20 protein-coding genes are annotated in these 25107 nt (G+C 35.8%); 3 read left to right on the top strand and 17 right to left on the bottom strand.

The features are described from left to right. The 14 genes from BLS22_RS02625 to cls all read right to left on the bottom strand — a co-directional run bounded on the left by BLS22_RS02625 (position 1) and on the right by cls (position 16246). Positions 1-1266, bottom strand: coding sequence for an NAD(P)/FAD-dependent oxidoreductase (locus BLS22_RS02625; protein ID WP_090549917.1), 1266 nt, complete (start codon positions 1264-1266; stop codon positions 1-3). A gap of 50 nt (positions 1267-1316) precedes the next feature. After that, on the bottom strand, positions 1317-2747 hold the full coding sequence (locus BLS22_RS02620) for an NAD(P)/FAD-dependent oxidoreductase (RefSeq protein WP_090549914.1): 1431 nt from the start codon (positions 2745-2747) through the stop codon (positions 1317-1319). 204 nt (positions 2748-2951) lie between these two features. After that, positions 2952-4448 carry a glycerol kinase GlpK gene (gene glpK, locus BLS22_RS02615; protein ID WP_090549912.1) on the bottom strand — a complete coding sequence of 499 codons (1497 nt, stop codon included), beginning with the start codon at positions 4446-4448 and terminating at the stop codon, positions 2952-2954. A gap of 40 nt (positions 4449-4488) precedes the next feature. Continuing rightward, positions 4489-5223 carry an MgtC/SapB family protein gene (locus tag BLS22_RS02610; RefSeq protein WP_090549909.1) on the bottom strand — a complete coding sequence of 245 codons (735 nt, stop codon included), beginning with the start codon at positions 5221-5223 and terminating at the stop codon, positions 4489-4491. A gap of 198 nt (positions 5224-5421) precedes the next feature. Next, complete coding sequence (locus BLS22_RS02605) at positions 5422-5988, bottom strand: glycerol-3-phosphate responsive antiterminator (RefSeq protein WP_176762018.1); 567 nt, start codon at positions 5986-5988, stop codon at positions 5422-5424. Between the two features lie 190 nt (positions 5989-6178). Next, the gene (locus BLS22_RS02600) at positions 6179-7009 is read right to left on the bottom strand and encodes an HAD-IIA family hydrolase (RefSeq protein WP_090549903.1); all 831 of its coding nucleotides are present in this window, start codon (positions 7007-7009) and stop codon (positions 6179-6181) included. Between the two features lie 32 nt (positions 7010-7041). Further along, complete coding sequence (locus BLS22_RS02595; RefSeq protein ID WP_090549900.1) at positions 7042-7749, bottom strand: glycerophosphodiester phosphodiesterase; 708 nt, start codon at positions 7747-7749, stop codon at positions 7042-7044. Positions 7750-7865: 116 nt separating this feature from the next. Continuing rightward, positions 7866-9149, bottom strand: a complete 1284-nt coding sequence (locus BLS22_RS02590; protein ID WP_090549897.1) for a TRAP transporter large permease — start codon at positions 9147-9149, stop codon at positions 7866-7868. A gap of 109 nt (positions 9150-9258) precedes the next feature. After that, positions 9259-9765 (bottom strand): TRAP transporter small permease, encoded by a 507-nt coding sequence (locus BLS22_RS02585; RefSeq protein ID WP_244269438.1) that lies wholly within the window; start codon positions 9763-9765, stop codon positions 9259-9261. A 203-nt stretch (positions 9766-9968) separates the two neighbouring features. Then, positions 9969-11039: a C4-dicarboxylate TRAP transporter substrate-binding protein gene (locus tag BLS22_RS02580; RefSeq protein ID WP_090549891.1), complete on the bottom strand. Its 1071-nt coding sequence runs from the start codon at positions 11037-11039 to the stop codon at positions 9969-9971. A 623-nt stretch (positions 11040-11662) separates the two neighbouring features. Then, positions 11663-12646: an acyl-CoA dehydratase activase gene (locus BLS22_RS02575; RefSeq protein WP_090549888.1), complete on the bottom strand. Its 984-nt coding sequence runs from the start codon at positions 12644-12646 to the stop codon at positions 11663-11665. Further along, on the bottom strand, positions 12621-13730 hold the full coding sequence (locus BLS22_RS02570) for an acyl-CoA dehydratase activase-related protein (protein WP_090549885.1): 1110 nt from the start codon (positions 13728-13730) through the stop codon (positions 12621-12623). Before BLS22_RS02570 ends, BLS22_RS02575 begins: the two co-directional genes overlap by 26 nt. Further along, the gene (locus BLS22_RS02565) at positions 13702-14682 is read right to left on the bottom strand and encodes an acyl-CoA dehydratase activase-related protein (protein WP_090549882.1); all 981 of its coding nucleotides are present in this window, start codon (positions 14680-14682) and stop codon (positions 13702-13704) included. Before BLS22_RS02565 ends, BLS22_RS02570 begins: the two co-directional genes overlap by 29 nt. A 64-nt stretch (positions 14683-14746) precedes the next feature. Beyond that, positions 14747-16246 (bottom strand): cardiolipin synthase, encoded by a 1500-nt coding sequence (gene cls, locus BLS22_RS02560; RefSeq protein ID WP_176762017.1) that lies wholly within the window; start codon positions 16244-16246, stop codon positions 14747-14749. Positions 16247-16616: 370 nt separating this feature from the next. Here cls and BLS22_RS02555 point away from each other — a divergent pair, with 370 nt between their 5' ends. Next, positions 16617-17801, top strand: a complete 1185-nt coding sequence (locus tag BLS22_RS02555) for an MFS transporter (protein ID WP_090549873.1) — start codon at positions 16617-16619, stop codon at positions 17799-17801. 46 nt (positions 17802-17847) lie between these two features. Here BLS22_RS02555 and BLS22_RS02550 read toward each other — a convergent pair whose 3' ends face one another. After that, positions 17848-19368 (bottom strand): ADP-ribosylglycohydrolase family protein, encoded by a 1521-nt coding sequence (locus BLS22_RS02550; RefSeq protein ID WP_090549871.1) that lies wholly within the window; start codon positions 19366-19368, stop codon positions 17848-17850. A gap of 450 nt (positions 19369-19818) precedes the next feature. Between BLS22_RS02550 and pyrB the strand changes: the two genes are divergently transcribed. Further along, positions 19819-20754 carry an aspartate carbamoyltransferase gene (gene pyrB, locus BLS22_RS02545; protein ID WP_090549868.1) on the top strand — a complete coding sequence of 312 codons (936 nt, stop codon included), beginning with the start codon at positions 19819-19821 and terminating at the stop codon, positions 20752-20754. Then, entirely contained in the window at positions 20748-21176 is a 429-nt protein-coding gene (locus BLS22_RS02540) for an aspartate carbamoyltransferase regulatory subunit (RefSeq protein WP_090549864.1), read from the top strand. Before pyrB ends, BLS22_RS02540 begins: the two co-directional genes overlap by 7 nt. 180 nt (positions 21177-21356) lie before the next feature. Here BLS22_RS02540 and BLS22_RS02535 read toward each other — a convergent pair whose 3' ends face one another. Both BLS22_RS02535 and hypD read right to left on the bottom strand, forming a co-directional pair. After that, the gene (locus BLS22_RS02535; RefSeq protein WP_176762016.1) at positions 21357-22451 is read right to left on the bottom strand and encodes a M24 family metallopeptidase; all 1095 of its coding nucleotides are present in this window, start codon (positions 22449-22451) and stop codon (positions 21357-21359) included. Between the two features lie 271 nt (positions 22452-22722). Further along, positions 22723-25104 carry a trans-4-hydroxy-L-proline dehydratase gene (gene hypD, locus BLS22_RS02530; RefSeq protein ID WP_330386453.1) on the bottom strand — a complete coding sequence of 794 codons (2382 nt, stop codon included), beginning with the start codon at positions 25102-25104 and terminating at the stop codon, positions 22723-22725. Positions 25105-25107: the final 3 nt, after the last annotated feature.

Below are 25107 nucleotides of genomic sequence, written 5' to 3'. Positions count from 1 at the left end.
CTACTCCTCTCCCTTCACAACCTCTACAGAAATCTCATGGGAATTTTCTAAAGATAATTCCTGCAAAGTCAATTTAACCGTTTCCATTTCACCTGGAGCAACGTGCAGCCTTTTTACTTCTTTGACTATTTTATTGTTGCCCTTTGCAACCAATTTGATATTTTTATAGACATTATCAACCCGCATCATAATTTGAATTGATTCTGTTATGTTATCTACTCTTATACGTTGGGGAACAATATATCTCACGCCATTTGCAGCCTTAAGGTTTATAACTTTTCCTTGATTGATCAATTTACCCTTTATATACTTGGCAGCACTTCTTCCAGCCCTTCTGCTCTCCTCAGTAACCCAGTCTACTAAATCATGGACATGAACAACATTTCCACAGGCAAAAATTCCCTCTACTGAGGTTTCCATAGACTCGTTGACTACCGGCCCTGCTGTAATAGAATCTATATCTATACCAGCATATTTTGAAAGCTCATTTTCAGGAATCAACCCAACCGATAGTAGTAGCGTATCACATTCAAATCTCTTTTCTGTCCCAGGTATTGGCTTAAATCCTTCATCTACCTGAGCTATGGTTACAGCCTTAACTCGATCCTGACCTTCGATATCTATAACCGTATGCTTTAAAAAGAGGGGTATATCATAGTCCTCCAAACACTGAACAATATTTCTTGTCAATCCTCCAGAGTAGGGCATTAATTCTGCTACCGCCAGTACTTCTGTCCCTTCTAAGGTTAACCGTCTTGCCATAATTAAGCCAATATCCCCTGATCCTAGAATAACTACTTTTTTTCCAATCATATAACCTTCCATATTAACAAAACGTTGTGCCGTACCAGCTGTTAATACTCCAGCAGGTCTAGCACCAGGAATTCTAATGGCTCCCCTTGCCCTTTCTCTACAGCCCATAGCAAGGATGATAGCTTTTGCTTCGATATTTATGATTCCGTCGATTGTGTTCATAGCAGTAATCTGTTTATTGTTACTAACCTCCAGTACCATCGTATCTAATTTATACTCTATCCCCATCTCCACAAGCTCTAAAATAAATTTTTCAGCATATTCTGGTCCGGTTAGTTCCTCCTTAAAGACATGGAGTCCAAACCCATTATGAATACATTGCTGTAGAATACCTCCTAGCTCCCTATCCCTCTCTATCACCAGTATATTTTTAACACCATTTTCCCGGGCTTCGATTGCTGCTGCCAGTCCAGCTGGACCTCCTCCAATGACCACAAGTTCATAATTTAACACAGTGTTCCCTCCTAGACTTTACTGGAATAATTGCTAAATTCCCTAAAGTGTTACTTGGTTTTTCCTGTTAATATATAAGAGCCTTTACCATCCTTTACAACCTCTGTAATATCTACTGCCAGTTCCCTGGCGATAATCTCCATTACCCTTGGGGCACAAAATCCCCCCTGACAACGTCCTGATCCTGGTCTAGCTCTTCTTTTGACACCATCTAGTGTTCTAGCTCCAGCTTTTCTATGGATGACATCCACAATTTCTCCTTCAGTAATGTGCTCACATCGACAAATGACTCTTCCGTACCTTTTGTCTTTATGAACTAACTCTGCTTTTTCCTCCTGTGAAAGCTCTGCAAAATGTATATTGGGCCTTCTATTAGGATTAAAGCTGGGGTTTTCCTGTACAGTTCCCAGTCTGTTTTTTACAATGTCTACCACATACTCTGCAATAGCTGGAGCTGCCGTTAGTCCCGGTGAGTCAATGGCAGCTACATTGATGAAACCTAGAGACTCCTTTGATTCTTCTATGATAAAATCTTGGTTTTTGGTTTTTGCCCTTAATCCACTGAAGGAGGTGATAACATTACCAAAACCCATCTTCTTCAAGATAGACTGGGTGTGTTCTTGTAGAAAGGTTAGTCCCTTCCATGTTGTGTTAACACTTTCTTTATCCTCCACATACTCTGCAGTAGGACCAATAAGTAGATTACCATGAACTGTAGGTAGTACAACTGCTCCTTTCCCTGCTTCTGAAGGACATCTAAAAACCACAGTATTGACAGTGTTTCCTACACCCTTATCAAAAAGGTTATATTCTCCTCTATTTGGTAATATCTCAAAGGCGGGGCTATTAACCATATTATTTATTTCATCTCCATACAGACCGGCACAATTAATTACTAGTTTAGTGTGTATTTTTTTATCTACTGCTGTAATTAAATAGCCCTCCTGTATTTTTTCAATATCTGTAACAGGACTATTAAGATGTATCTCAACTCCATTGTCTACGGCATTTTCCACCAATGCAATGGCCAGTTCCCAAGGTCCAACAATCCCTCCAGTTTTAGCATAAAGAGCCCCCACCACATCTTCATTTATGTTGGGCTCAAGGGACAAGACCTTTTGCTTATTTACAATTTCCATATCAGGTACTCCATTTACAATTCCTCGTTTATATAACTCTTGAACTACCTTCATTTCTTCTTCATTGAAGGCCAATACTAATGAACCTATCCTCTTGAATGGTACATGTAATTCTTTGCATATTTTATCGTACATTTCGTTTCCTCTTACATTGAGTTTAGCCTTTAATGTTCCTTGAGTAGCATCATAGCCTGCATGAACAATGGCACTATTGGCTTTAGTCGTTCCATTAGCAACATCATTGTCCTTTTCAATAATTACTATATTAAGTTGATATTTTGAAAGTTCCCTAGCAATAGCAGCTCCGGTTACACCTGCTCCGATAATTGCAACATCAAACATTTATATTCCTCCCTTTAAGAAATAGCCAACTTCTATATCAAGAATATCCAGAAAAAAAGAGCCGTGTAAACCCAACCTATTTCTTCAATAGATTTAGTTCCACGGCTCTCCTGTTCTCAGCCTATTAGTATTTAATTTGCTTTTGTATTTCCAACTTTTACCTTTATATTATATCATATATTAGGCCAAATTGCAATTGAAAACCTACTCCTCTTCCCATTTTAATGAACGATTAACAGCCCGCTTCCAATCCTTATAGAGCTTTTCCCTGTCCCCCTTCTCCATATTTGATGAGAATTCGGTATCAATTCTTCTGCTATCAACAATTACCTTTTTATTAGGCCAAAATCCTACAGCCAGCCCTGCCAAATAAGCTGCACCTAGGGCCGTCGTCTCAACAATCTCAGGACGTTCCACCTTTGCCCCCAGTATATCCGATTGAAATTGCATCAAAAAGTTATTTTTCACTGCCCCACCGTCAACTTTTAATACCTGTAGATCTATGCCGGAATCCTCCTCCATAGCTTCCAATACATCTCTAGTTTGATAAGCAATGGACTCCAGTGCTGCCCTAACTATATGTTCGGCCTTAGTTCCCCTTGTAAGGCCTACTATAGTACCTCTAGCATACATATCCCAGTAGGGTGCCCCCATTCCAACAAAAGCTGGTACTAGATACACACCATTTGCATCCTTCACCTTTGTAGCTAAATATTCGGTTTCATCTGCATCCCGTATAATCCTTAATTCGTCCCTTAGCCATTGGACAACAGCCCCAGCTACAAAAATACTGCCCTCTAGAGCATACTCTACTTTTCCTTCTATACCCCATGCTATCGTAGTAAGTAGACCGTTATTGGAGGGTACAAAGGTTTCTCCAGTATTCATTAACATAAAACATCCTGTACCATATGTATTTTTAGCCATTCCAGGTTCAAAACATGCCTGCCCAAACAGAGCCGCCTGTTGGTCTCCTGCCACTCCGGCGATAGGAATTTCAGCTCCCCCAAAGGTTTGTGAATCTGTATGTCCATAGATAAAACTGGAGGGCTTTACAGCAGGTAACATAGAAACAGGAATATCTAAGGCTTCTAATATTTTTTCATCCCATTTTAGTTCTTTTATGTTAAACAACATGGTTCGAGATGCATTGGAAAAATCAGTAACATGAACCTTACCTCTTGTTAAGTTCCATATTAGCCAGCTGTCAATATTACCAAACAGCAGATCCCCCTTTTCTGCCTTTATTCGTGCCCCTTCTACATTATCTAAAATCCACTTTATCTTTGTAGCAGAGAAATATGCATCTACTACCAGTCCTGTATTATTTCTGATGTAGGTTTCTAAACCTTTTTCCTTTAAATCATCACATATTTCTGCTGTTCTTCTGCATTGCCAAACAATTGCATTGTATATTGGCTTTCCCGTATGCTTATCCCATACTACTGTAGTCTCTCTTTGATTTGTAATCCCTATAGCCGCTACCTCCTGAGGCTTTACCCCAGCTTTTTCAAGTATTTCTCTAGCTACACCACTTTGGGTTCCCCAAATTTCCATTGGATCATGCTCCACCCACCCTGCTCTAGGATAGATTTGGGTAAATTCCTTCTGAGATATACTACAAATTTCTCCCTTATCATTAAATAATATTGCTCTGGAGCTGGTTGTACCTTGGTCTAAAGCTAAAATATATTTTTTCATATACTCCTCCCCAAAACTCCTCTATAAACTATTTGATTTTCTATATATTATAGGCTAATTTTTCATCGTTCCAAATTACCTGTTCAACACCATCAATTTTACTCATTGTTTCAAAGCACTCTATCTCATTAAAATCTTTGCTAAGCTTTACTGCAAAATGGATTTCAATCAAACCCTCTATTCTTTCCATACCAAAGTTTCCTAGTGATTCCTCCTTTTCATAATCACAATCCTCTGTACTTCTAAAAATCTGAATATCTTTTATTGTCATATTATGTCTTCCAAAAACATGACCGATATCTCCTAACAAACCAGGTCTTTCCCTACACTGGATAAGCACTACTTTGTATTTCTTATTTAGTACTTTCTTTTCAAATCCACCAAGCCCAGTTAAAGAGATTAGAACTATAGCTGCCGTTATTAGACCTCCTACATAATAGCCCCCACCAATAGCAAGGCCTAATCCTCCACACACCCATATAGTAGCTGCAGTAGTCAAACCCCTTACGTGGTTACCATTTCTTAAAATTGTACCTGCCCCTAGAAAGCCAATCCCACTAACAACCTGGGATGCCAGTCGAGCAGGATCACCAGGATTACCAGGATAGTTAAAGCCTTGGGTTGATAATAGCATAATAAGGGCAGATCCTAGTGTCACCAGTATATGGGTTCTAAGTCCAGCTGGTCTATTGTTAGCTTCCCGTTCCATTCCGATTAGTCCTCCAATAGTTGCTGATAGCAGTAATCGCAGCACAAGCTCATAGGTACTTATCATTTTTATTTCCCCCTTTATTATACAACAACTATAGTAGATCTAAGAACCAATTTTTTGTTGATATTCCTTCTTTCTATGTATAAATCCCCACCAAACAAGCTTTAAAATAATAAAAAGCAATAAACCAACACAGTAAAAATGTTAGTTTATTGCTGACACTCCAATTCTCCTGTCAATATTATTCACTTAATGGTGTTGTTACAGGGCCCATAGTTCCTTCTTCCCGGTTGAAGTTCCTAAAGCTCCTGCTTTTAATATCTCCATAATATCCTGTTTGCTGCTAATCAGCCCTCCTGCAATGACAGGAGTAGATATCTCTTCAGTAATGCGACTAATAACCCTTGGCATTACACCTGGCATAATTTCAATCATGTCGGGTTGTATAGACTTTACGCTTTTTATCGTCATATCATAGGATTTATTATCTATCAAAAAGAACCTTTGAATAGTAAACATACCTTTTTCCTTTGCAAGCTTAATATGACTGCTCTTCGTACTAATTACCCCATCTGGTTGAATAACTTGAATGATATAGTCAATAGCTTTAGCATCTTTTCCTATACCTTCTAAAAAGTCTATATGGATTAAGACACTTTTATTTACTTCCTTTATTTTATCTACAAGTATCTTTGCATTGAAAATATCAGCACTTAATAAAAAAATTGTTGTTACATCAGAAGCAATAGCATGGTCTATATCACTTTCATTCTGAACCGCCGCAATAATTGGATTGTTTTCTATTCTTTCCATTATTAATCCATTCATCATATCAATCCTTTATAACTTATTTCCTACTTTGTTATCTATACTTAATAAATCACGTCAAATTATTGAGACACAGCTTTAGGTGCTTAACTAATTATAGCTACTACCGTAAGGATTGATTAGTTAAACTACATTTTTTATTGCTACTTAGCAGTGTATCTCCCTCATACCTTTATCTCTTAGTATAATTTTATGCTCCTATCGTTAAACTGGCTTCTTCTACAGCATCCTTGACGGCTTGATTTAATTCCTTAATAGAGGGGAAAACATAATCTGCTGTTATTTCAGAGTTTTTATACATCTCAAGGGTTGTTTCACCGCTCATTACTAGTATAGATGAAATACCAGCGTTGATGCCGGTTTGGATGTCTGTGTACAACCGATCACCAACCATAGCTATTTCATCTCTTTTAAGTTGATATTTTTCAATTATGGCATTGATAATATACTCATTAGGTTTTCCAATAATTATTGGCAATTTTCCAGTACTGGCCTCTATCATCTTAATCATAGCTCCTGTATCTGGTTTGTATTTATTATCTTCTAAAGGACAATTGAAATCTGGGTGAGTGGCAATATATTCTACCCCTGCCCTAATAAAATCACAGGCAAACCATATTTTTTCATAGGTTAGCGTAGTATCAAAACCTAATACAACAAAATCAGGTGAAGTATTTTTATCTTTCACCAATTGGAAGCCATTTTGTTCAAATTCCTTCTCTAAAAAAGGAGTTCCTAGTAAAAATACCTTGGCATTAGCCTTCCTTTTTTTTAAGTAGATGGTGGTGGCTTCTCCAGAAGTAAAGATTTTGTCTTCTGGCACATCACATCCTAGTTTCTTTAGTTTTTCCTTATAAGCTATCCTATTTTGAGATGAGTTGTTTGTTAAAAATAAAAAATCTCTATTTTTTTCTTCCAACATTTTTAAAAAATCTAAAGATCCATCTATTAGCTTGTTACCTAGATAGAAGGTTCCGTCCATATCTAAAAGAAAGCACTTAATCTTACTTAGTTTTGTCATTTAAATTCCTCCATGACTTCAAAAGGTGAATTTTATCGAAGCATGTCAGGGTAGTTTGTAATAATTCCATCTATCCCTAAGGCCTTAAGGTTTTTTCCCCTCTCCCCATCATTTATTGTCCAACTATATATCTTCATGCCATTATCCTGTACTTTCTTTACCAAGTCAGGGGTTAAATAATAATGACAAGGATGAAAGCTGTATAAATTCAAGTCATTTGCCTTGAAATAATTACAGGGCTCAAGCAGATGGGCCTCATATAGTATTCCTATCTTTACTTGGGGATTCATTAATTGAATTCGCTGAAGACATAAATGATTAAAGGAGGAAACAACTGTATTTTCTAATCGATGATGCTTCTCAAGAAGCTCTACCACCTTCTTTTCCAATCCCCTATCATCAAAGGATCTGCTCTTCACTTCAACATTTAGCAATAGTGTTTTAGGTAAATGCTTAAGGACATCATCTAATGTAGGTACTTTTTCTCCTGTAAATTCCTCTGAAAACCAAAACCCCGCATCTAGTTTCTGAATTTCTTTCCAGGTTAAATCTTTAATTTCCCCACTACCGTTTGTAGTTCTATCTACAGACCAATCGTGATGAACTACTACCACACCATCTTTAGTTAATTGAACATCAATTTCTATACCATCACAGCCCTGCTCCATAGCTAAGTCCATGGCGGCTAAGGTATTTTCTGGAGCATATCCCGATGCCCCCCTATGGGCAATTATTAACATAATCCTCTTCCCTCCCTTTGCCAATGATACTTTATGTTAAACCCACTAATCATTTGCTTTTCTATTTGTAATTGGTTTTGCTTTATAAATATAACTTTTATAACAAGATGTTTATCCTAATAAATTAAATTAGGTAGGAACATCACTAAACCAGGTACATAGGTAATGATTAATAGGGCAATCAATAAGGCGATAATAAAGGGGATACTTTCTTTTATAAAGTCAATAATAGGTACCTCTGTAATAGAACAGGTGGTAAACATCATTGAACCAAAGGGAGGTGTGACCCCTCCAATCATTATGTTTACAATGGCAATTAATCCAAAATGAACTGGATCAACACCTAATTGAACAACTACCGGAACAAGTAAGGGAGCCAAAATAATTAAAGCTGCTCCTCCCTCTAAAAACATTCCTAAAACGAGGAATAAAATATTGATGAGCATTAACATCATTATTTTACTATCGGTAATATCCAAAAGTAGGGAAGCAATATTTTGAGGTATTCTTTCCCAGCTCATATAATATCCAAAAACCGAGGCCGCAACAATAATCAGCACCACCGAACTGGTTCCATAGATGGTATCCTTTAAAATAGTGGAGAAATGTTCAATCTTTAACTCTCTATAAACAAAGAATCCTACTAATGTACAGAACAGTACAGCAATAGCCCCTGCCTCTGTAGGGGTAAACATGCCGAATCGTAATCCTAATATAATTCCAAAGGGTAGAAATAATGCCCAACTGGATTCCTTTATCTGGCTTAAAACTTCACCTACAGTTGCCTTTTTTTCTCTTGAAGGCTTATAGCCCCTTTTTTTCGATATAATAGTTACTGCCACCATCAAGCTTAAGCACATAATTAATCCAGGAACATATCCCGCTAAAAATATTTTACCTACTGATACTTGGGCAATTAATGCATAAATAATCAAATTGATTCCCGGAGGAATTACTGGCGCAATAGCAGAAGATGCTGCGGTAATAGCAGCTGAAAATCCTCTACTATAGCCCCTCTTCTCCATTTCTGGAACTAAAATTTTACATTGCATTGCTGCATCGGCATTGGCAGATCCCGATACTCCACCCATCAGTGTGCTCAATACAACATTAACCTGGGCTAATCCCCCTGTCATATGACCCGTTAGAACATCTGCCATTTTCATTAACTTTGAGCTTATTCCAGCATAATTCATAATAGAGCCCGCCATGATAAAAAATGGAATAGCTAGCAAAGGAAAGGAAGCGGTGCTAGTAATAAATCTTTGCAAAATCAGGTCAACAGGACTTCCTGTATTAATAAAAGTAAAATATACTAAGGTTGCAGCAAATAGAGCAAAGGCTATGGGAATGCTAGAAAAGTATAATCCAAATACAACAACTACTGGAAGGAATTCCATTTTTATCACTCCTAAAGTTTAATAAACTATCATCTGCTTAAGATCTTAAAATATATCAAAAACGTAGTTATTAACGTCTTATTATTCTAAATCATATACTATGAATCTTTTATATTGACTTTATATCTTGAACTTCCTTGAAACTATTAAGGAAATTTTTTAAGTCTCTCATAAAAAATATAATAGAATACATTGTCATTAGTCCGAATCCAACCAACAGAGAGCTACTGACATAGGCAGAAGAAATTCCTAAAACCGCTGTTGGCTTTATGTAAGATGCCCTAATAAAAATAATACTTAAATAAGCAATGTATCCATTAATAATAATAAGTAGACTATGCACTACTAGATTAATTAGATCTTGTATTTTTTCAGGGACTAGTTTGATGAGAAAGTCAATACCAATATGCATTTTTCTTTTGTAGCAGGCAGCTGCACCTATAAAAACACTCCAAACAAAGCATATAGTGGCAACCTCTTCTGACCAATAAAGTCCTATATTAAAAATATAGCGTAATATAACATTAACAATAACTAAACATACGGTAATACTTACAAAAAAGCAACTCACTATCTCTTCTGCATTCTTAATTGAGGTTTTAACCAAGCTTTTCATATGCATTACTCCTTATATCATAATAAATTAATTTGTTAAAGGCTAAGGACTTATTTAAATAAAATTATCCTAATAGAGTAACTGACATTTTAGGAAATTCCTTAAATTTAATTATTCTATTAGGATAATTAAGCTACCTTGTATTATCTAATTAATTCCTTTTTCTAAACACTATATTAAAGCTAAATAATCAACTATCAATCCTACAACTTTTCTCTAATGATGGCTAGTTCTTCTTGTAGTCTGTCATAAATTCCAGGTGTTAGGCCTGGGAATGTATCATATATACTTCTTGTAGCTTCTACGAAAGCTTCCTTATCTACTTCATTAAACTGTACCCCATAGGATTCTAATTCTGCTACAACTTGGCTGTGCTCTGTTTTTCCGATTTCAACCATCTCTGCTGCACCCTTTTCGAATTCTTCAGCAATGATCACTTGATATCTTTCAGGAATACGATCCCAAACTTCTGTTGAAATATAAACTCCACATGTTCCTAAGAAATGTTGAGTAAATGCTACATTTTTCTTTATTTCATAGATTTTATTTCCGATATTTGTAAACTCAGAACCTTCTATTCCATCTACTACCCCTTGTTGCATAGCAGAGATTGTTTCTCCCCATGGCAACGGTGTTACAGTTGCTCCCATAGCAGTTAATGTTTCAATGAATAGCTGACTTCCTGGTGTTCTTAGCTTAATACCCCTTAAATCATCTGGTGTTTCTATTACTTTATCTGTTATTACATTTCTAAAGCCAAAGATATAATCAAGAGCAAGAATTTTGATTCCCTTTTCTTCAGCTTTCTTTTTCATATCTTCTACTAACTCTGTTCTTACCATTTCAACATACTCATCATAGCTATTGTATAGCATTGGTCCAACTAAAGCAGTAAAATCTGGTACATAGTCCCCTATATAAGAAGGGTCCTCCACAGAAATGAAGTCTGCTCCTCTAACAACTTGCTCAACCCCATCCTTATAGGCTGCTATTTGACCTTGAGGGAATGTTTGAATCTCGATTGCTCCATCAGTTCTTTCGTAAATCCTCTCTGCAACCCAATCCATTGATTTCGTCAATTGCTCTTCAGGACTAAAGACATGACTTAATCTTAAAACCAATTTGAAATCGTCATCTACTTCCCCTACTTCTCCTGCTTCTCCGTTATTACTTCCTGTATCTGTGGGGGTGTTACTGCCACATCCTACAAGAAAAGCTGTCAACAATAAACATAGTACTAAAATAAAGCTTAAACCTTTAAACCTTCTTTTCATTACATAATCCTCCCCTTAAGAATTTTTATTAATTAATTGCAGCATGCTACAATCATTAATCCAACTTAAAGCTTAATAGAGACGACAATTAAATAAAGTATACTTTACCTATGTTTTTTTAATATTCATTCCAAGATGACTAATTGAATAGGTTTTTTTATGTAATCAGCTAAGTTTTTTATCCATTGTCATAGTACAGTAGTCTATTAACTAATTCACATCTAGCTTATCAATTAACTTAGACTTATGTCAATATTTGTTTTATTTTCTAAAATAATCCTTTTAGATTTTACCCTATGCTAAAATTTAATGGCAAAATCCTTTAAAAACATAATAAAAAAGTCAACAATAAAATAACAACAATGCTTAATAATTGTGTTATTTTTTGTTGACACTCCAATTCTCCTGTCAATAAATAATATTAATTTTTAAGTAATAACTCCTTTAAAATATTCGATAAATAGGTTAAATATTCAAATATTTATAAATTATATTTTAACATATTTGGTTTTTTTTGTAAAGTAGTTTGGTTTACTGAATTCTATGATATTTTATTGTATAACTAAAATAACAAGTCAAAAATTATCCCCATATAATATAATTATTATATGGGGTCTATAAAATCAAGCTAATTTCTCTGTTTCATTTTTTAATACATTGTTCCATTTGCCGCATTTGTCCCCCCAACGGGCCATGACGGCACCATCTCTTAAAATTTCTATTACTTCACACATATTAGAGCAATCTTGACATTCTATGCCCTTAACCTTATATCCGGAGTTAATAATATCGAACCCGCTGAAGTTGGTTTGGAGATTTTTTATGGCATTCTCCTTAGCTAATAGACAACAGCCTATAGCCCCCATCACCTCATGATGGGGAGGAACAAAGACCTCTACCCCTAAAGCTTCTTCAAAGGATTTCTTGATACCTACGTTGGCAGCCACACCCCCTTGGAATACTACAGGACCTAATATCTCCTTACCCTTGGCAAGGTTGTTTAGGAAGTTTCTTACCAATGCATCACTAAGACCCTTGATGATATCCTCTTGGTTGTGGCCCAACTGTTGCTTATGAATCATATCAGACTCTGCAAAGACAGCACATCTTCCAGCAATTCTTACAGGGTTTTTCGATTGCAGTGCCAGTTCACCAAAGTCCTCTATTTCTATTCCCATTCTTGCTGCTTGTCTATCTAAAAAGGAGCCTGTACCAGCGGCACATACGGTATTCATTGCAAAATCACTAATAATTCCATCCCTTAGCAAAATAATCTTAGAATCCTGTCCACCAATTTCAATAATAGTCTTAACTCCATCAACAAAATTCAGGGCTGCCACACCATGGGCAGTGATTTCATTTTTTATAACATCTCCGCCTACAATCATAGATGCTAAATGCCGACCACTTCCAGTGGTACCAACACCCTTTACCTTAATCTCTTCCTTTATATTGGATTTAATCTCCTTTAAACCCCTTTGGACAGCATCAATGGGCCTTCCCTGGGTTTTGGTATATACCTTTCCAACAATCTCCTTATCTTCATCCATTAAAACAATATTGGTGCTGACAGAACCAACATCAATACCTAAGTAACAATTCTTCATTTTCCCGTCTCTCCTTTCTCCGTCTTAACAGATCTATAAAGGCCTCTAATCTTGTTGTATAGCCGGCCTCCCCTGTCATTTCATCTACAATAAGACATAGATACGGAATGTTATAATCCTTTTCTACTGTTGGCAATATGCTTTGGGCAACGATTTCTGGCATACAGGTTAAAGGATAGATTTGGATAACACCATCGAAATCTTGTTTAGCATATTCAATGGTATAACCAATAGTTTCTCTAGCATGACCCCCAATCATGGTTTTTAAATAGGGTTTAGCTGTTTTTTTGATTTTTCCCTCCATTGTAAGCTTAAGGGGATTTAAAAATAAATGCTCTGTAAGCCAATGGCTGATTTTTAAGGATTTTTTAATTTCTACACCCATTTCCCCTAGCTTTCTTTCCACTTGTAGGTTAACAAAGGGTTCTATTATCGTATAAATTTCTCCAACGATACCTATCTTTAAGATTTCTTTATGGGGATCTTCTTCTATATTCTGAATGGTTTTTATAGTGTTTTGAATTAATTGGGAGGTTTCCCTATATCCATAGGTATTTCTAACCTCCCTATGAAATATCTCATAGTATTTATCTGCTGTCCCCAATTCCCTTTGCCTTGGACGTTTATAGAGAACTGCTTCATCCAATGCATCTACCTGATAAAGTATCCTTACGCCCTTTTCCAATGCCTTAATAATTTTATAGGGATTACTTGTTTGGGCCAGCTTAAATATTCTATTTATAAAGGTTTTATAATCCCCTTGGGGTGGATCAAATAAAATGAATTCTATTTCATGACCTAATTCCTTGAATATTTCTTTTTGCAGGATTGAATAATAGCCAAACCTACAGGGACCACAGCTTCCTGAAAAAACAACGGTATCTGCTCCTTCTTTAATAGCCTCCATAATATTGCCCACATTTACTTTTAAAGGTAGACAGATAGATTCTGGGGAATATTGTGTTCCTATATTCAAGGTATCATGGGTACACTGGGGGGGAATCACAATATCTATTCCCAGCTCCTCCAGTAATACCTTTGTTGCAACGTATTGATTACCCATGTGTGGAAAAGTTACCTTCATTTCTCTGCCTCCATTCAATCATGTCAATAAACGCTTCCAAACGAGTATTCACCCCAGCTTCCCCCGTATGTTCATCTACAGTAATTAACAAAAAGGGTATTTTCCCTTCCTTTCTTGTCTTTCTCTCCACCAAATCTTCTATAATAGAGTCAATTCCACAGCCAAAGGAAGACAAATATACAATACCATCTATATTTTTGACATCAGCTAAATACATGGCAGTACCTAATAGCTTTCTGCCATAGCTCCAAAACATTTTCTTTTCTAGGGTTTCAGCATAATCATTGATGGTACGATAATTCATCATTTCTGGGGTGATAATGTTAATCCCCTGCTGCTGCAATTTTGTTATTAAGTTCATTGACCCATATTGATCATAAATGTTATAGGAATGCCCCATTACAGCTATGGTTATAGATGACTTTCCATTGGTCTTATTGGAGAAATCTCCATTGATGGGAAGAAAGCCCTCCTGTATCCTAACTTTATACTTCTTATAGACTTCCAAGCCACAGTTATAAGCCCTTTTAATTTTCACTGGATTTTTTGTGACATAGCTTCCAAAGTCATATACAGTTTTCATTAAGCTACTTCTAGATTTATTAAAGTTGATCTCCCTATCAATAATAGGAGGTAACCCTTTAATAGAATGACTGACCATTTCTGGTAATCCACAAAATTTAGGGCATATATATTCTTTTTCATAAACACTCATTATTTTGGGCAAAAATATATAATCTACTTTATCTCTTAAATCCAGCACATGTCCATGAAATATTTTTACAGGCAGACAAGCTTCATCCACCGTATTTCTAACACCTACGTCTAATGTTTTTTTATTTGTAGGGTTGGATAAAATCACCTCTGCCCCTAGTTCTTCGTAAAAGGTCTTCCATAGGGGATAGTAGTCGTAAAACCACAGTCCCCTAGGTATGCCTATTTTTACGGTCATATAATTCCTCCCTTCAACATCTGTATAGTATGTACAAATCGAAAGTATTGTATACTTCTAACTTCTAGGTAAGGGGGATAATAAACCGTCCAATTAACTCCTTCAGTCTTTGGCTAAAGGGGGGATTTTCATAAAATTTTAAGGTGACCTCTACGCTTTCCTCTTTATATCTTTCAAACTCTTCCAACATTTGTTGACATAGTTCCTCATCATAAATTACTGTATTTACTTCATAGTCAAGATGGAGACTTCGTGTATTTAGATTGGCTGAACCTACGGATAAGATTTTGTTGTCCACCATAACTGCTTTTGCATGGAGAAATCCATTATCATATTGATAAATCTTGACCTTACTCTTCAGCAGCTTTTCAAAAAACGATGCATTTGCCCATCCTACAATGACCCAATCTGGCTTTCTTGGCAAGATAATATTGACATCTACTCCTCTTAACCCTGCTGTTTCAAGGGCCTTTAGCATACTATCACTTAAAATAAGGTAGGGTGTGGCTATATAGACATTTTCTTTAGCAGAAGCAATCATAGAAAAGTATAGTTGGCTTATTTCATTCCAATGGGTATCGTAGCCACTGGTAATCATTTGCAGTGGTAGTGTTTCTCCTATTTTGATTTGTGGAAAGTATTTTGGGTCTAAAAGCTGCTGCTTTGTAGCATAATACCAATCCCCTAAAAAGATTTTTTGCAACCAATGGGCACCCTCCCCCTCTACTTTAACGGCTATATCCTCCCAATTTCCAATAGACTCATCCCTTCCTAAATACTCATCTCCTAGGTTTACTCCTCCCGTAAAGGCTGTATTCCCATCTACAACAACAATTTTTCTGTGATTTCTATGATTTAGCTTTCCCTTTATGATGGATTGAAGGACATTATCATAGGCAACTACTTCAGCCCCCGCCTCCCTTAGCTCCCTTATAAATTTTTTCCCCAAACCATGACTTCCCAGGCCATCATACAGCAGTCTTACCTCTACCCCTTCAGTGGCCTTTTCCTTTAAGACTTTTTGAAATTTTTCTCCTATGTGATCATCCCTTACTATAAAAAATTCTAGATGAATATGGTCCTCAGCCTCCCCTATTTTTTCTATCATTTCAGCAAATATTTTGCTGCTGTCATTTATCAAAGTTACTTTGTTGTGATAGGTTAAAGGTATCCCTGTATTGGCTTCTATCAAGGTTGTTATCCCCTGTTGTTGTGGTGTCATATCTATATCCTCATACTCCTTTTCCTTAGATATCTTCATTAACTTATCCATATAATCACTTCTGTTTTCTTGATAGCCATTCTGTAGTCCTGCGTTTCTCCATATTTGTATAAAAGTAAAGCTTATCAATACAAGGCTAACTATTGCCACCACTTTAACCCCCTGAATAAGTAGGGGGACTTGTACAAATCGTAATAGAAGAAAACTGATGGCTAGTAAAGTCGTTATAGCCAGAGCATAGGGATATACACCAATAATAACTGGCTCTGGGAGAATGACAAATAAATTATAGTAAATAATAGCTAGAAATAATATGTAAATAACAATGGCCATAATATTCATTACTGTAACACGTCCTTTATAATAAAAAATCGATATTATCAGCATTTCCTAAAATTTATTGTTATATGCTTTATAAATAAAACTAAAGAATGTGAAATTTAATTTGTAAAACAAAATATTTTTTCTTAGTAAGTTTTTAACTTTTCACACATAATAACTAAAGATTAAAATTTTTATTTAAAAATAAGACTCTGTCAATGATAAATGTTGATATTTGAAAAAAACATGGAAACACTAGGGTCCAGTCATCCTGAGGGATAACGAAGGATGACAAGCCTCTAGGAATTATACTAAAATTACAATTCAGTTTAAAATCAACAATGAAATTTAACATAGCCAAAAATAATAAGTAGGATAAGGAGTTGTAGCTATGTTTGGACTTCCTAAAAATCTAGGATTGAAAAAAGACATATGGGTACTTTTATCTTCCATATTAATTGTGCACATTGCAGCCTATTTAATTGTACCTATTTTTCCCATTTTATTAAAAAATATAAAGAATTTAACTCCTTCTGAAGTAGGATTGGTAATAGGGGCTGGCTCCTTATTCATCCAGCTTGGTAGTATTATTGCTGGGATCATTGCCGATAGAATCGGAAACAAATTAACCATCGTGATAGGAAATGGTATGCAATTTATTGCACTCTTTGGTCTAGGCTTATCCACTTCTACTACAGCCTTAGTTCTATTTTCATCTTTAAATGGTGTAGGAACTGGCATTTATGTTCCTACCACCAAGGCTGCTATCTCTTATTTAGCTAGGGAGGATAATACAACTACTGCCTTTTCCCTACGGGCAGTATTTGCCAATGTCGGTACCAGTATAGCAGGTATTTTTGTCTTGTTTTTTGCAAGCAATGTTAACTTTTATGGAGGTGCCGTTATTTATGGTTTTCTTATGATTTTATCTTGGATTTTATTGCCTGAAGGATGTGGGGGTCAACCCTGTCCCACCTTGCCTTTTAGGGAATATATCAATATATTTAAACATAGAACCTTTATCATTTTTAGTCTTATCTCCGCTTTAATATGGGGAATTCATACACAACTGGGTTTGTTACTTCCTTTAAGAGGGGAGGCTATTTTAAATAACCCTAATAGGATAGGTATTATTTGGACAATTACCAGTGTTATAGTTATTTTTGTACAGCCAATCATCTCTAGAGGTTTTTTGGAAAAACGTTCACCAATACTAGCACTTATTATGGGAACTCTTCTATTGGGTGTTGGTATTGCTTTGATTGGCTGGGCTACAACCTTTTCATTTTTGTTAATATGTTCTACTATCTTTATAGTTGGACAGATGTTTATGATGCCCACACTAGATAATATAACAAAATTAATTGCTGATCCCAATTTATTGGGAGCTTACTTCGCTGTGGCAAACTTTGCTTCTGGCATTGGTGGAGCTTTAGGAGCTTTTGCCAGTGGAAGATTGGTGGATACCTATGGTATTGTAGATTCTCCTATACCCTGGTTAATCTATGGGCTACTAAGTGGGATTGTTGCATTTTTATTAAGTCTACCATCTATGAGGACTATCAACAAAAAGTAAAAACCACCTAGAATATCCCTCAGGTGGCTGTAATCTACTCATGTTTTTAATTTTTCTTTTTGAGACTTGTAATAGCCTCCAACACCTCTCTACCAATTTCATATTCTGGAGCTATTTCTACCGACCGCCGGGCATACCTTTCTGCTTTACCTAAATCATCGAGGTTGAGATAAGTAATAGCTAAATCACATAGAATAACAGGGTGATTTAAGTCGTAACCCAATGCTTTTTTGAAGCATCTTAAGGCATCCTCATAGGCTTCCTCACCTAAAAGCTTGGTGCCAAGACCCTCGTAGGCTTCGATAATATGAAGCTTTATTTTGTCGTTTTTCTTAGCTTCAGGATATTTTACTATGAGATCTTCAAAATATTTTACTGCCTCTTGATATTTGTCCTGTTTATTGTACTTAATTCCCTGCCACATGAGCTTATCAATTTCATCCTGACACTTAGAGTCTGTGATGGTTTCCCGCATACGTCTATAGGGATTGTTGTTCTTGTTTTTCAGGGATAGCTCAAACAAACGATCAGATAAAGCCAATATTTCATCTAAATTCCTTAATTTACTGACATACCCCTTAGGTATATTGTTTAGACCTAAGTAAGCTCCTATTAAGGTTAGAGCCAAGCTAGCTACAGTATCAGTATCCCTCGCCAACAAACATTGTTTTAGTATTTTTTCATAGTCATTAGGGCTTTTTAAAAACACATAGAGGGCATAGGGTAAAGATTCCAGTACATAAGCACCACTTCCCCATTTTTCTTGGACTTCATCCACAGCTAAGTCCTTTTCAATAGCCTCCATCAGTTCTATATTAATCCTTGTATATAGATTGGCAATTTGACAGTTTTTCCTTGTGGGATATACTTTAGTTTCTATCCCTTTAATGCTTTTCCCACAGGCAGCTATAAATTTATAAAGATCTTCTTTGTCCTTCAATCGAAAAGGAGGTAAATTTATTAAATAGGCTATGGCAGTACTATGGACAATACTGGAGGCTATGGCCATTTGGTCCATATGGGTGATAGACGCCTGTATCCCCGCCATAAGCTTTAAGGAGGTAAAGTCTCCATAATTAATAAGGGCTATAGGTGGGCATCGGACTGCTGCGCCATTGCCGGCAGATTCACAACCACTAGTATACCAGGGTATTTTTCGATCCCGATAATTTGTAATAAAATCTTTAATGGTATTCCCTACTTGTGTAATAGGTTGTCTAATAAATCGATTGGCGATATCCTCTGGATGAAAGTCTTGATGAATGATGAGGGATTCTGCCAACATAATGGCCATTTCCGTATCATCAGTAATACTGATGGAGGCTGCATTTCGATCTCCCTTTAAAAAACTATTGATGTATTCTACCTCCTGAGGAAGCTGTCCCTCTAAATGACTACCATAGGCATCCCCTAAGGCAAGACTCACCATAGCTCCTCGGATCTTATCTCGGTATTCAACACTGGAAATAGGCAGGAGGGAAACATTTTCATTAAAGTCCATAAATTTAGGCATGTTAGTTTCTTCTATTAAGAAGTTATATAGTTCCTCTAAAGATAAATGATACATAATTTGACACCTCTTTATATAAAATGAGACTTAATTCGGGGATTCCTATCCCTAAATTTTACCCAAGCTTCTTCATTGAGTGGTTATTCTCCCAACTATGGGTTGGGAGAGCAGAAAGCTTAATAGTTCAGCAAAAATAAATATCTTTTAAAAGTATTTTACATAGTTTAAGTATTCTACATAGGTTGAATTTTTCCCTTCTATATTCAGCCTATCTATTGACTTTTTATTTTTCAAATGATATATTTTAAAAAATAGAATAAATAGAGCCTTTAAATTGGTCCTGTGAGACTGGAAAGGATAACAGCTAAACCTATACACTTTAGCTAGGTTTATTATACCCTTCAGTCCTACTGTAAGGGTTTTATTTATTGTATACCTTTAATTTAGTCCGGAGAGACTAAAAAGGGAGTGATGAACTCCCACATTTTAGAAAAGGGAGGAAAAATTATGAGTTTAAAAGGTAGACATGTGATTGATCCTAATGACTTAACCCTAGAAGAAATTCAGGAAGTTGTTGATTTAGGCTTGAAAATTTATAGTAATCCTTCAGCATATGCCGAGATATGTAAAGGAAAAATATTAGGCACCTTATTTTATGAAGCCAGTACCCGTACTCGATTAAGCTTTGAATCGGCTATGCTTAGATTAGGAGGAAGTATCCTGGGCTTCTCCGATGCCAGTACTACTTCTGTTAAAAAAGGTGAAACCATTGCCGATACCATTCGTGTCATGGATGACTATGCAGATATTTTAGTGATGCGCCATCCTAGAGAAGGTGCTCCAAAGCTTGCCTCTCAATATGCTACTGTACCCCTCATTAATGGCGGTGATGGCGGTCATCAGCATCCCACCCAAACCCTCACAGATCTTATCACCATCAAACACTATAAGGGTGAAATTAAAAACCTTAAAGTTGCCCTTTGCGGTGATCTCTTGTTTGGTCGAACTGTTCACTCCCTATTAAAAACCTTAAGTAGATATGAAGGTATGAAGTTTATTCTAATCTCTCCTCCAGAATTGAAAGTTCCTTATCATCTTAAAAATGAAATTCTGGAAAATTATGATGTTGAAATTGTTGAAACCAATTGTTTAGAAACCCATATGCCAGAAATAGATCTTCTTTATATGACTAGAATTCAAAAAGAGAGGTTTTTTAACGAAGAGGATTATGTAAAGTTAAAGGATAGTTATATTGTCAATAGGGATAAGCTGCAAAATGCCAAAGAAGATATGTTAATTCTTCATCCCCTACCCAGGGTCAATGAAATTAACTATGATGTTGATACAGATCCTAGAGGTAAATATTTTGAACAGGCAAGGTTGGGTATTTATGTAAGAATGGCATTGATTGCACTACTTACGGGGGTGATTGAAGTATGTTAAAGGTAACCAGTATTCAAAAGGGAATTGTTATTGATCATATTACTTCAGGTAAAGGTTTGAAAATTTTTGAAAAGCTTTGTTTAGATAAGGTAGATACACCAGTTGTACTGTTAATGAAGGTCCCCAGTAAACAACTAGGCAAAAAGGATATGATTAAGATTCAGGATATCATTGATATTGATTTAACCGTTCTAGGATTAATTGACCCCAGCATCACCATCAATATTATTGACAATGACCATATTATAGCAAAAAGAAATATTGAAATACCTCAAAAAGTAACGGGGCTATTTAAATGTAAAAACCCAAGATGTATTACTTCAGTAGATGATTATGCAGAATCAGAGTTTACTTTAGTACCTAATGGAAAGATTCAATATAAATGTAACTATTGTGAAGAGTTAACGGAATATAAGCTATAATTTGTAAAAAAAGAATGTTATTTTCTATAAATTTTCTATGACTATGTGGTTTCAAGTTTAAATTTATAAGTTCTCAATTCTTCAGCAAAAACTTTAGCTCCCTTCTGATATCCATAAAGCTGGATTAATTCATAGGGAGCTTTTCTACTTTAAACTATTTTCATTACTTTTGAGTTATTTTTATAGAACAATTAGTTCTCTAGGAAACTGATTTAACACCTCTACACCATTGTCTGTCACTACTACAATATCTTCTATTCTCATACCGAACTGTCCACTTAGATAAATACCTGGCTCTATACTAAAGGCCATTCCTTCTTGAAGAATCTCCTGGTTGCCTGTTTTTATGTAGGGACTTTCATGGACTGCCATACCTATCCCGTGACCTGTACGACATAAGAAATACTGACCATATCCTGCATCCTTTATGATTGTTCTTGCAGCTTTATCAACAGTCTCTGCAGTAATGCCAGGTTTCACCATCTCTTTAGCTTCTGCATTAGCACGATAAATGATATTATAAATATCTTTTTGTTTAGGTGTTGCCCCTCCTACAAATAGGGTTCTTGAGATATCTGAACAATAGCCTTTGTATCTACAACCAAAATCTAGAATAATAATATCTTCTTCTTGAATATAGCGTTGAGCATCATTATAGTGGGGCTTAGAACTATTGGGTCCTGAAGCTATGATAGGATCAAAGGCTAGTTCATCTGCTCCTTTTTGTGAAAATAGTTCTTCAATTTTTTTCTTTATATCTTTTTCCTGTATTCCAGGTCGTATATATTTTGTTAAATCCTCCATCACAGCATCTGCTAGCTTTGCAGCTTCTCTTAAATTGTGGATTTCTTCAGCAGTTTTTCGAACCCTTATTTTTTCTAAGATATCTTTACCATTATGAAACTTTGCCTTCATGATATTTTGTATATCTAATAAATCTATTGCTTTAATTCCTTCATTAACTGCTATGACTTTATTGTTTAAACCAAATTCATCTACTGCTGTAGAAAGCTTTTTTAAAAAATATTCATCATCTGCCCAAGAAACTATAGTGGTTGATTCTGGTAATACCTCAATTGCTTCTTCCTGTAGTATTTCTGGAACAATATAAAACTTCTTTCCATTGTCCATTACAAATAAAGCTTGAAATCTTGAACAGCTTTTAGGATGAAATCCTGTAAAGTACTCTAAATCTGTAGAAACACCTAGCATAAATCCATTAATCCCTTGGTTTGACATTTCTTTACATAATTTTTCTAATGCTATGTTCTTCATACCCATTCTCCTCATATAATATGTTTACAACCATTGTTTAATGATCTAAACATATTTATTTTTTATTGTTACTTGTCTAACTTTCCTATAAATCAACATATTATAAAACTGCTACAAATACAACTTCTAAAATAATATAATCCAAGTGCAGAGAAAGATGTATATGTTTCATCAATTCTTGCAATTAAAAAGCAACCATAGACCATCTCCAATAAAACAATCCCACCATTTTAAAGTAGGGTTTTAACCCTGCTTTAACTATGTTTATATCTTAAAAGCTTTCATGTTCTGTTCTACCAATAATTTCATCCTGCAGTCCTTTATTCAAGTTATTAAAATAATCACTATATCCTGCAACTCGTACAATTAAATCACCATAAGCTTCAGGGTTTTTTTGTGCTTTTTTCAGTGTATTTGCATCAGCTACATTGAACTGTATATGATGACCATCCAGCTTAAAGTAGGCCCGGATTAAATAGGTTAAATTTTCTATACCCTTTTCATCTGCCAATAATCGAGGGGTGAATTTTTGGTTTAATAGTGTACCTCCAGTTTTTAGATGATCCATTTTTGCTGCTGATTTTATAACAGCTGTAGGACCTTTTCTGTCAGTTCCCTGTACTGGGGAAATTCCCTCCGATAGAGGGGAACCCCCCCTTCTACCATCAGGAGTTGCACCTATAACAGAACCAAAATAGACATGACATGTGGTAGGTAGCATATTGATACGATAGATTCCTCCCCGCATAGACCTTCTTCCATTAACAGCTTCATAAAAACTATTAAACACCTTGATCATAATATCATCAGCATAATCATCATCATTACCATATCGCGGTGTTTTATTTAAAAACAGCTGTCTTACTTCTTCTTTTCCTTCAAAATTTTTCTTTAAGACCTCTAGTAATTCCTTCATAGACAAAGTTTGCTTATCAAAAACATGATAATGAATACCTGATAAACTATCGGTAATACTACCAATTCCTACACCTTGAATATAGTTGGTATTATATCTAGCACCTCCACAATTGTAATCTTTTCCGTTTTTAATACAATCATCAATAATGATAGATAAAAATGGTGCCGGCATATAGTTTGCATATAACTTCTCGATGATATTATTTCCTCTAATTTTTATATCAACAAAATGCTGTACCTGTCTTTTAAAAGCTTCCATTAGTTCATCAAAAGAATGAAAATCTTCTGGATCCCCAGTTTCAACACCTATTTTTTTATCACTCTTTGGATCAATACCATTGTTCAAAGTAATTTCTAGTATCTTTGTTAAGTTAAAATATCCTGTCAAAATATAGCTTTCCTTGCCAAAGGCTCCTGTTTCCACACAGCCACTGGTGCCGCCACACCTTGCATCCTCAATAGATTTCCCTTGCCGTAACAGTTCCTCTATAACGGCATCTGCATTAAATACAGAAGGCTGACCCCATCCCTTACGAATAACCTCCCCAGCTTTCTTGATAAAGTAATCGGGACTCTTCTTGCTTACTTGCACATTGGAGCTGGGCTGCAATAGTCTCATTTCATCAATGACTTCTAATAACAGGTAAGAGACTTCATTCACTCCATCTGAACCATCTATTTTTAATCCACCTATGTTGATGTTGGCAAAATCCGTATAGGTTCCACTTTCCTGCAGGGTAATTCCCACCTTTGGAGGTGCTGGTTGATTGTTAAACTTCACCCAAAAACACTGTAAAAGCTCCTTTGCCTTTTCATAGGTTAATGTCCCGTCCTCTATACCTTTTTTATAAAAAGGATATAAGTGTTGATCAAGTCTTCCTGGACAAAAGGCATCCCATGTGTTTAGCTCTGTAATTACCCCTAGATGAATAAACCAATAGGCTTGTAATGCTTCCCAGAAGTTTTGTGGAGGATTTGCTGGCACACGGGTACATATGTCTGCTATCTTTTGTAACTCTTTTTTCCGGTTAGGATTTTCCTCTTTTTCAGCTAACTCCCTAGCTTTTTCAGCATAACGCTTAGCAAAGATTATGATAGCATCTATACAGATATCCATCGCCTTCAGTTGTTCTTGCTTTTCGTAGACTTCAGGATCATTGTAATAATCAAGATTTTCTAATTGTTCTTTTATCTCTTTTTTAAAATCTAGAAAACCTTTTTTAAAAATCTTATCATCTCCCACTGTATGGCCAGGAGCTCTTTGTTCCATAAATTCTGTAAATATACCGGCCTCATAACAATCCTTCCACTCATCCGTCATCTCATTAAATATTAAGTCTCGAATAGATCTTCCCTGCCAATAAGGGATTATTTTTTCTTTCTGGGTTCTACTTACCTCTTCGCTAACAAAAAAGGATATCTTTTTTCTATCATGCATAATCTTTAAATCTTCTAAGGTGTGACAGCACAGTTCTGGATAGTTTGGAGCCGATTGAGGTTTTTCCCCTCTTTCACCAACAATAAGTTCATCTTCATTGATGCATATTGTCTTATTTTCCATCAGATGTTTAAAGGTCAATGCCCTAAGAACTGGTATAGAAACCTTTCCTTCATATTCTTTATAAGCCTCCGTCACCAACACTGCCCTTTCTATAGAAATACTTGGAGGTGTTGTTTCACTTTGATATCTTAACTTTTGAACTCTTTCATTCATTCCCCTTAATTGTCTTTCCATTTA

Source organism: Natronincola ferrireducens, from assembly GCF_900100845.1.
Taxonomy (GTDB): Bacteria; Bacillota; Clostridia; order Peptostreptococcales; family Natronincolaceae; genus Natronincola_B; species Natronincola_B ferrireducens.
The sequence above is the reverse complement of the archived record's forward strand: the minus strand, read 5'-3'. Positions and strand labels throughout refer to the sequence as shown.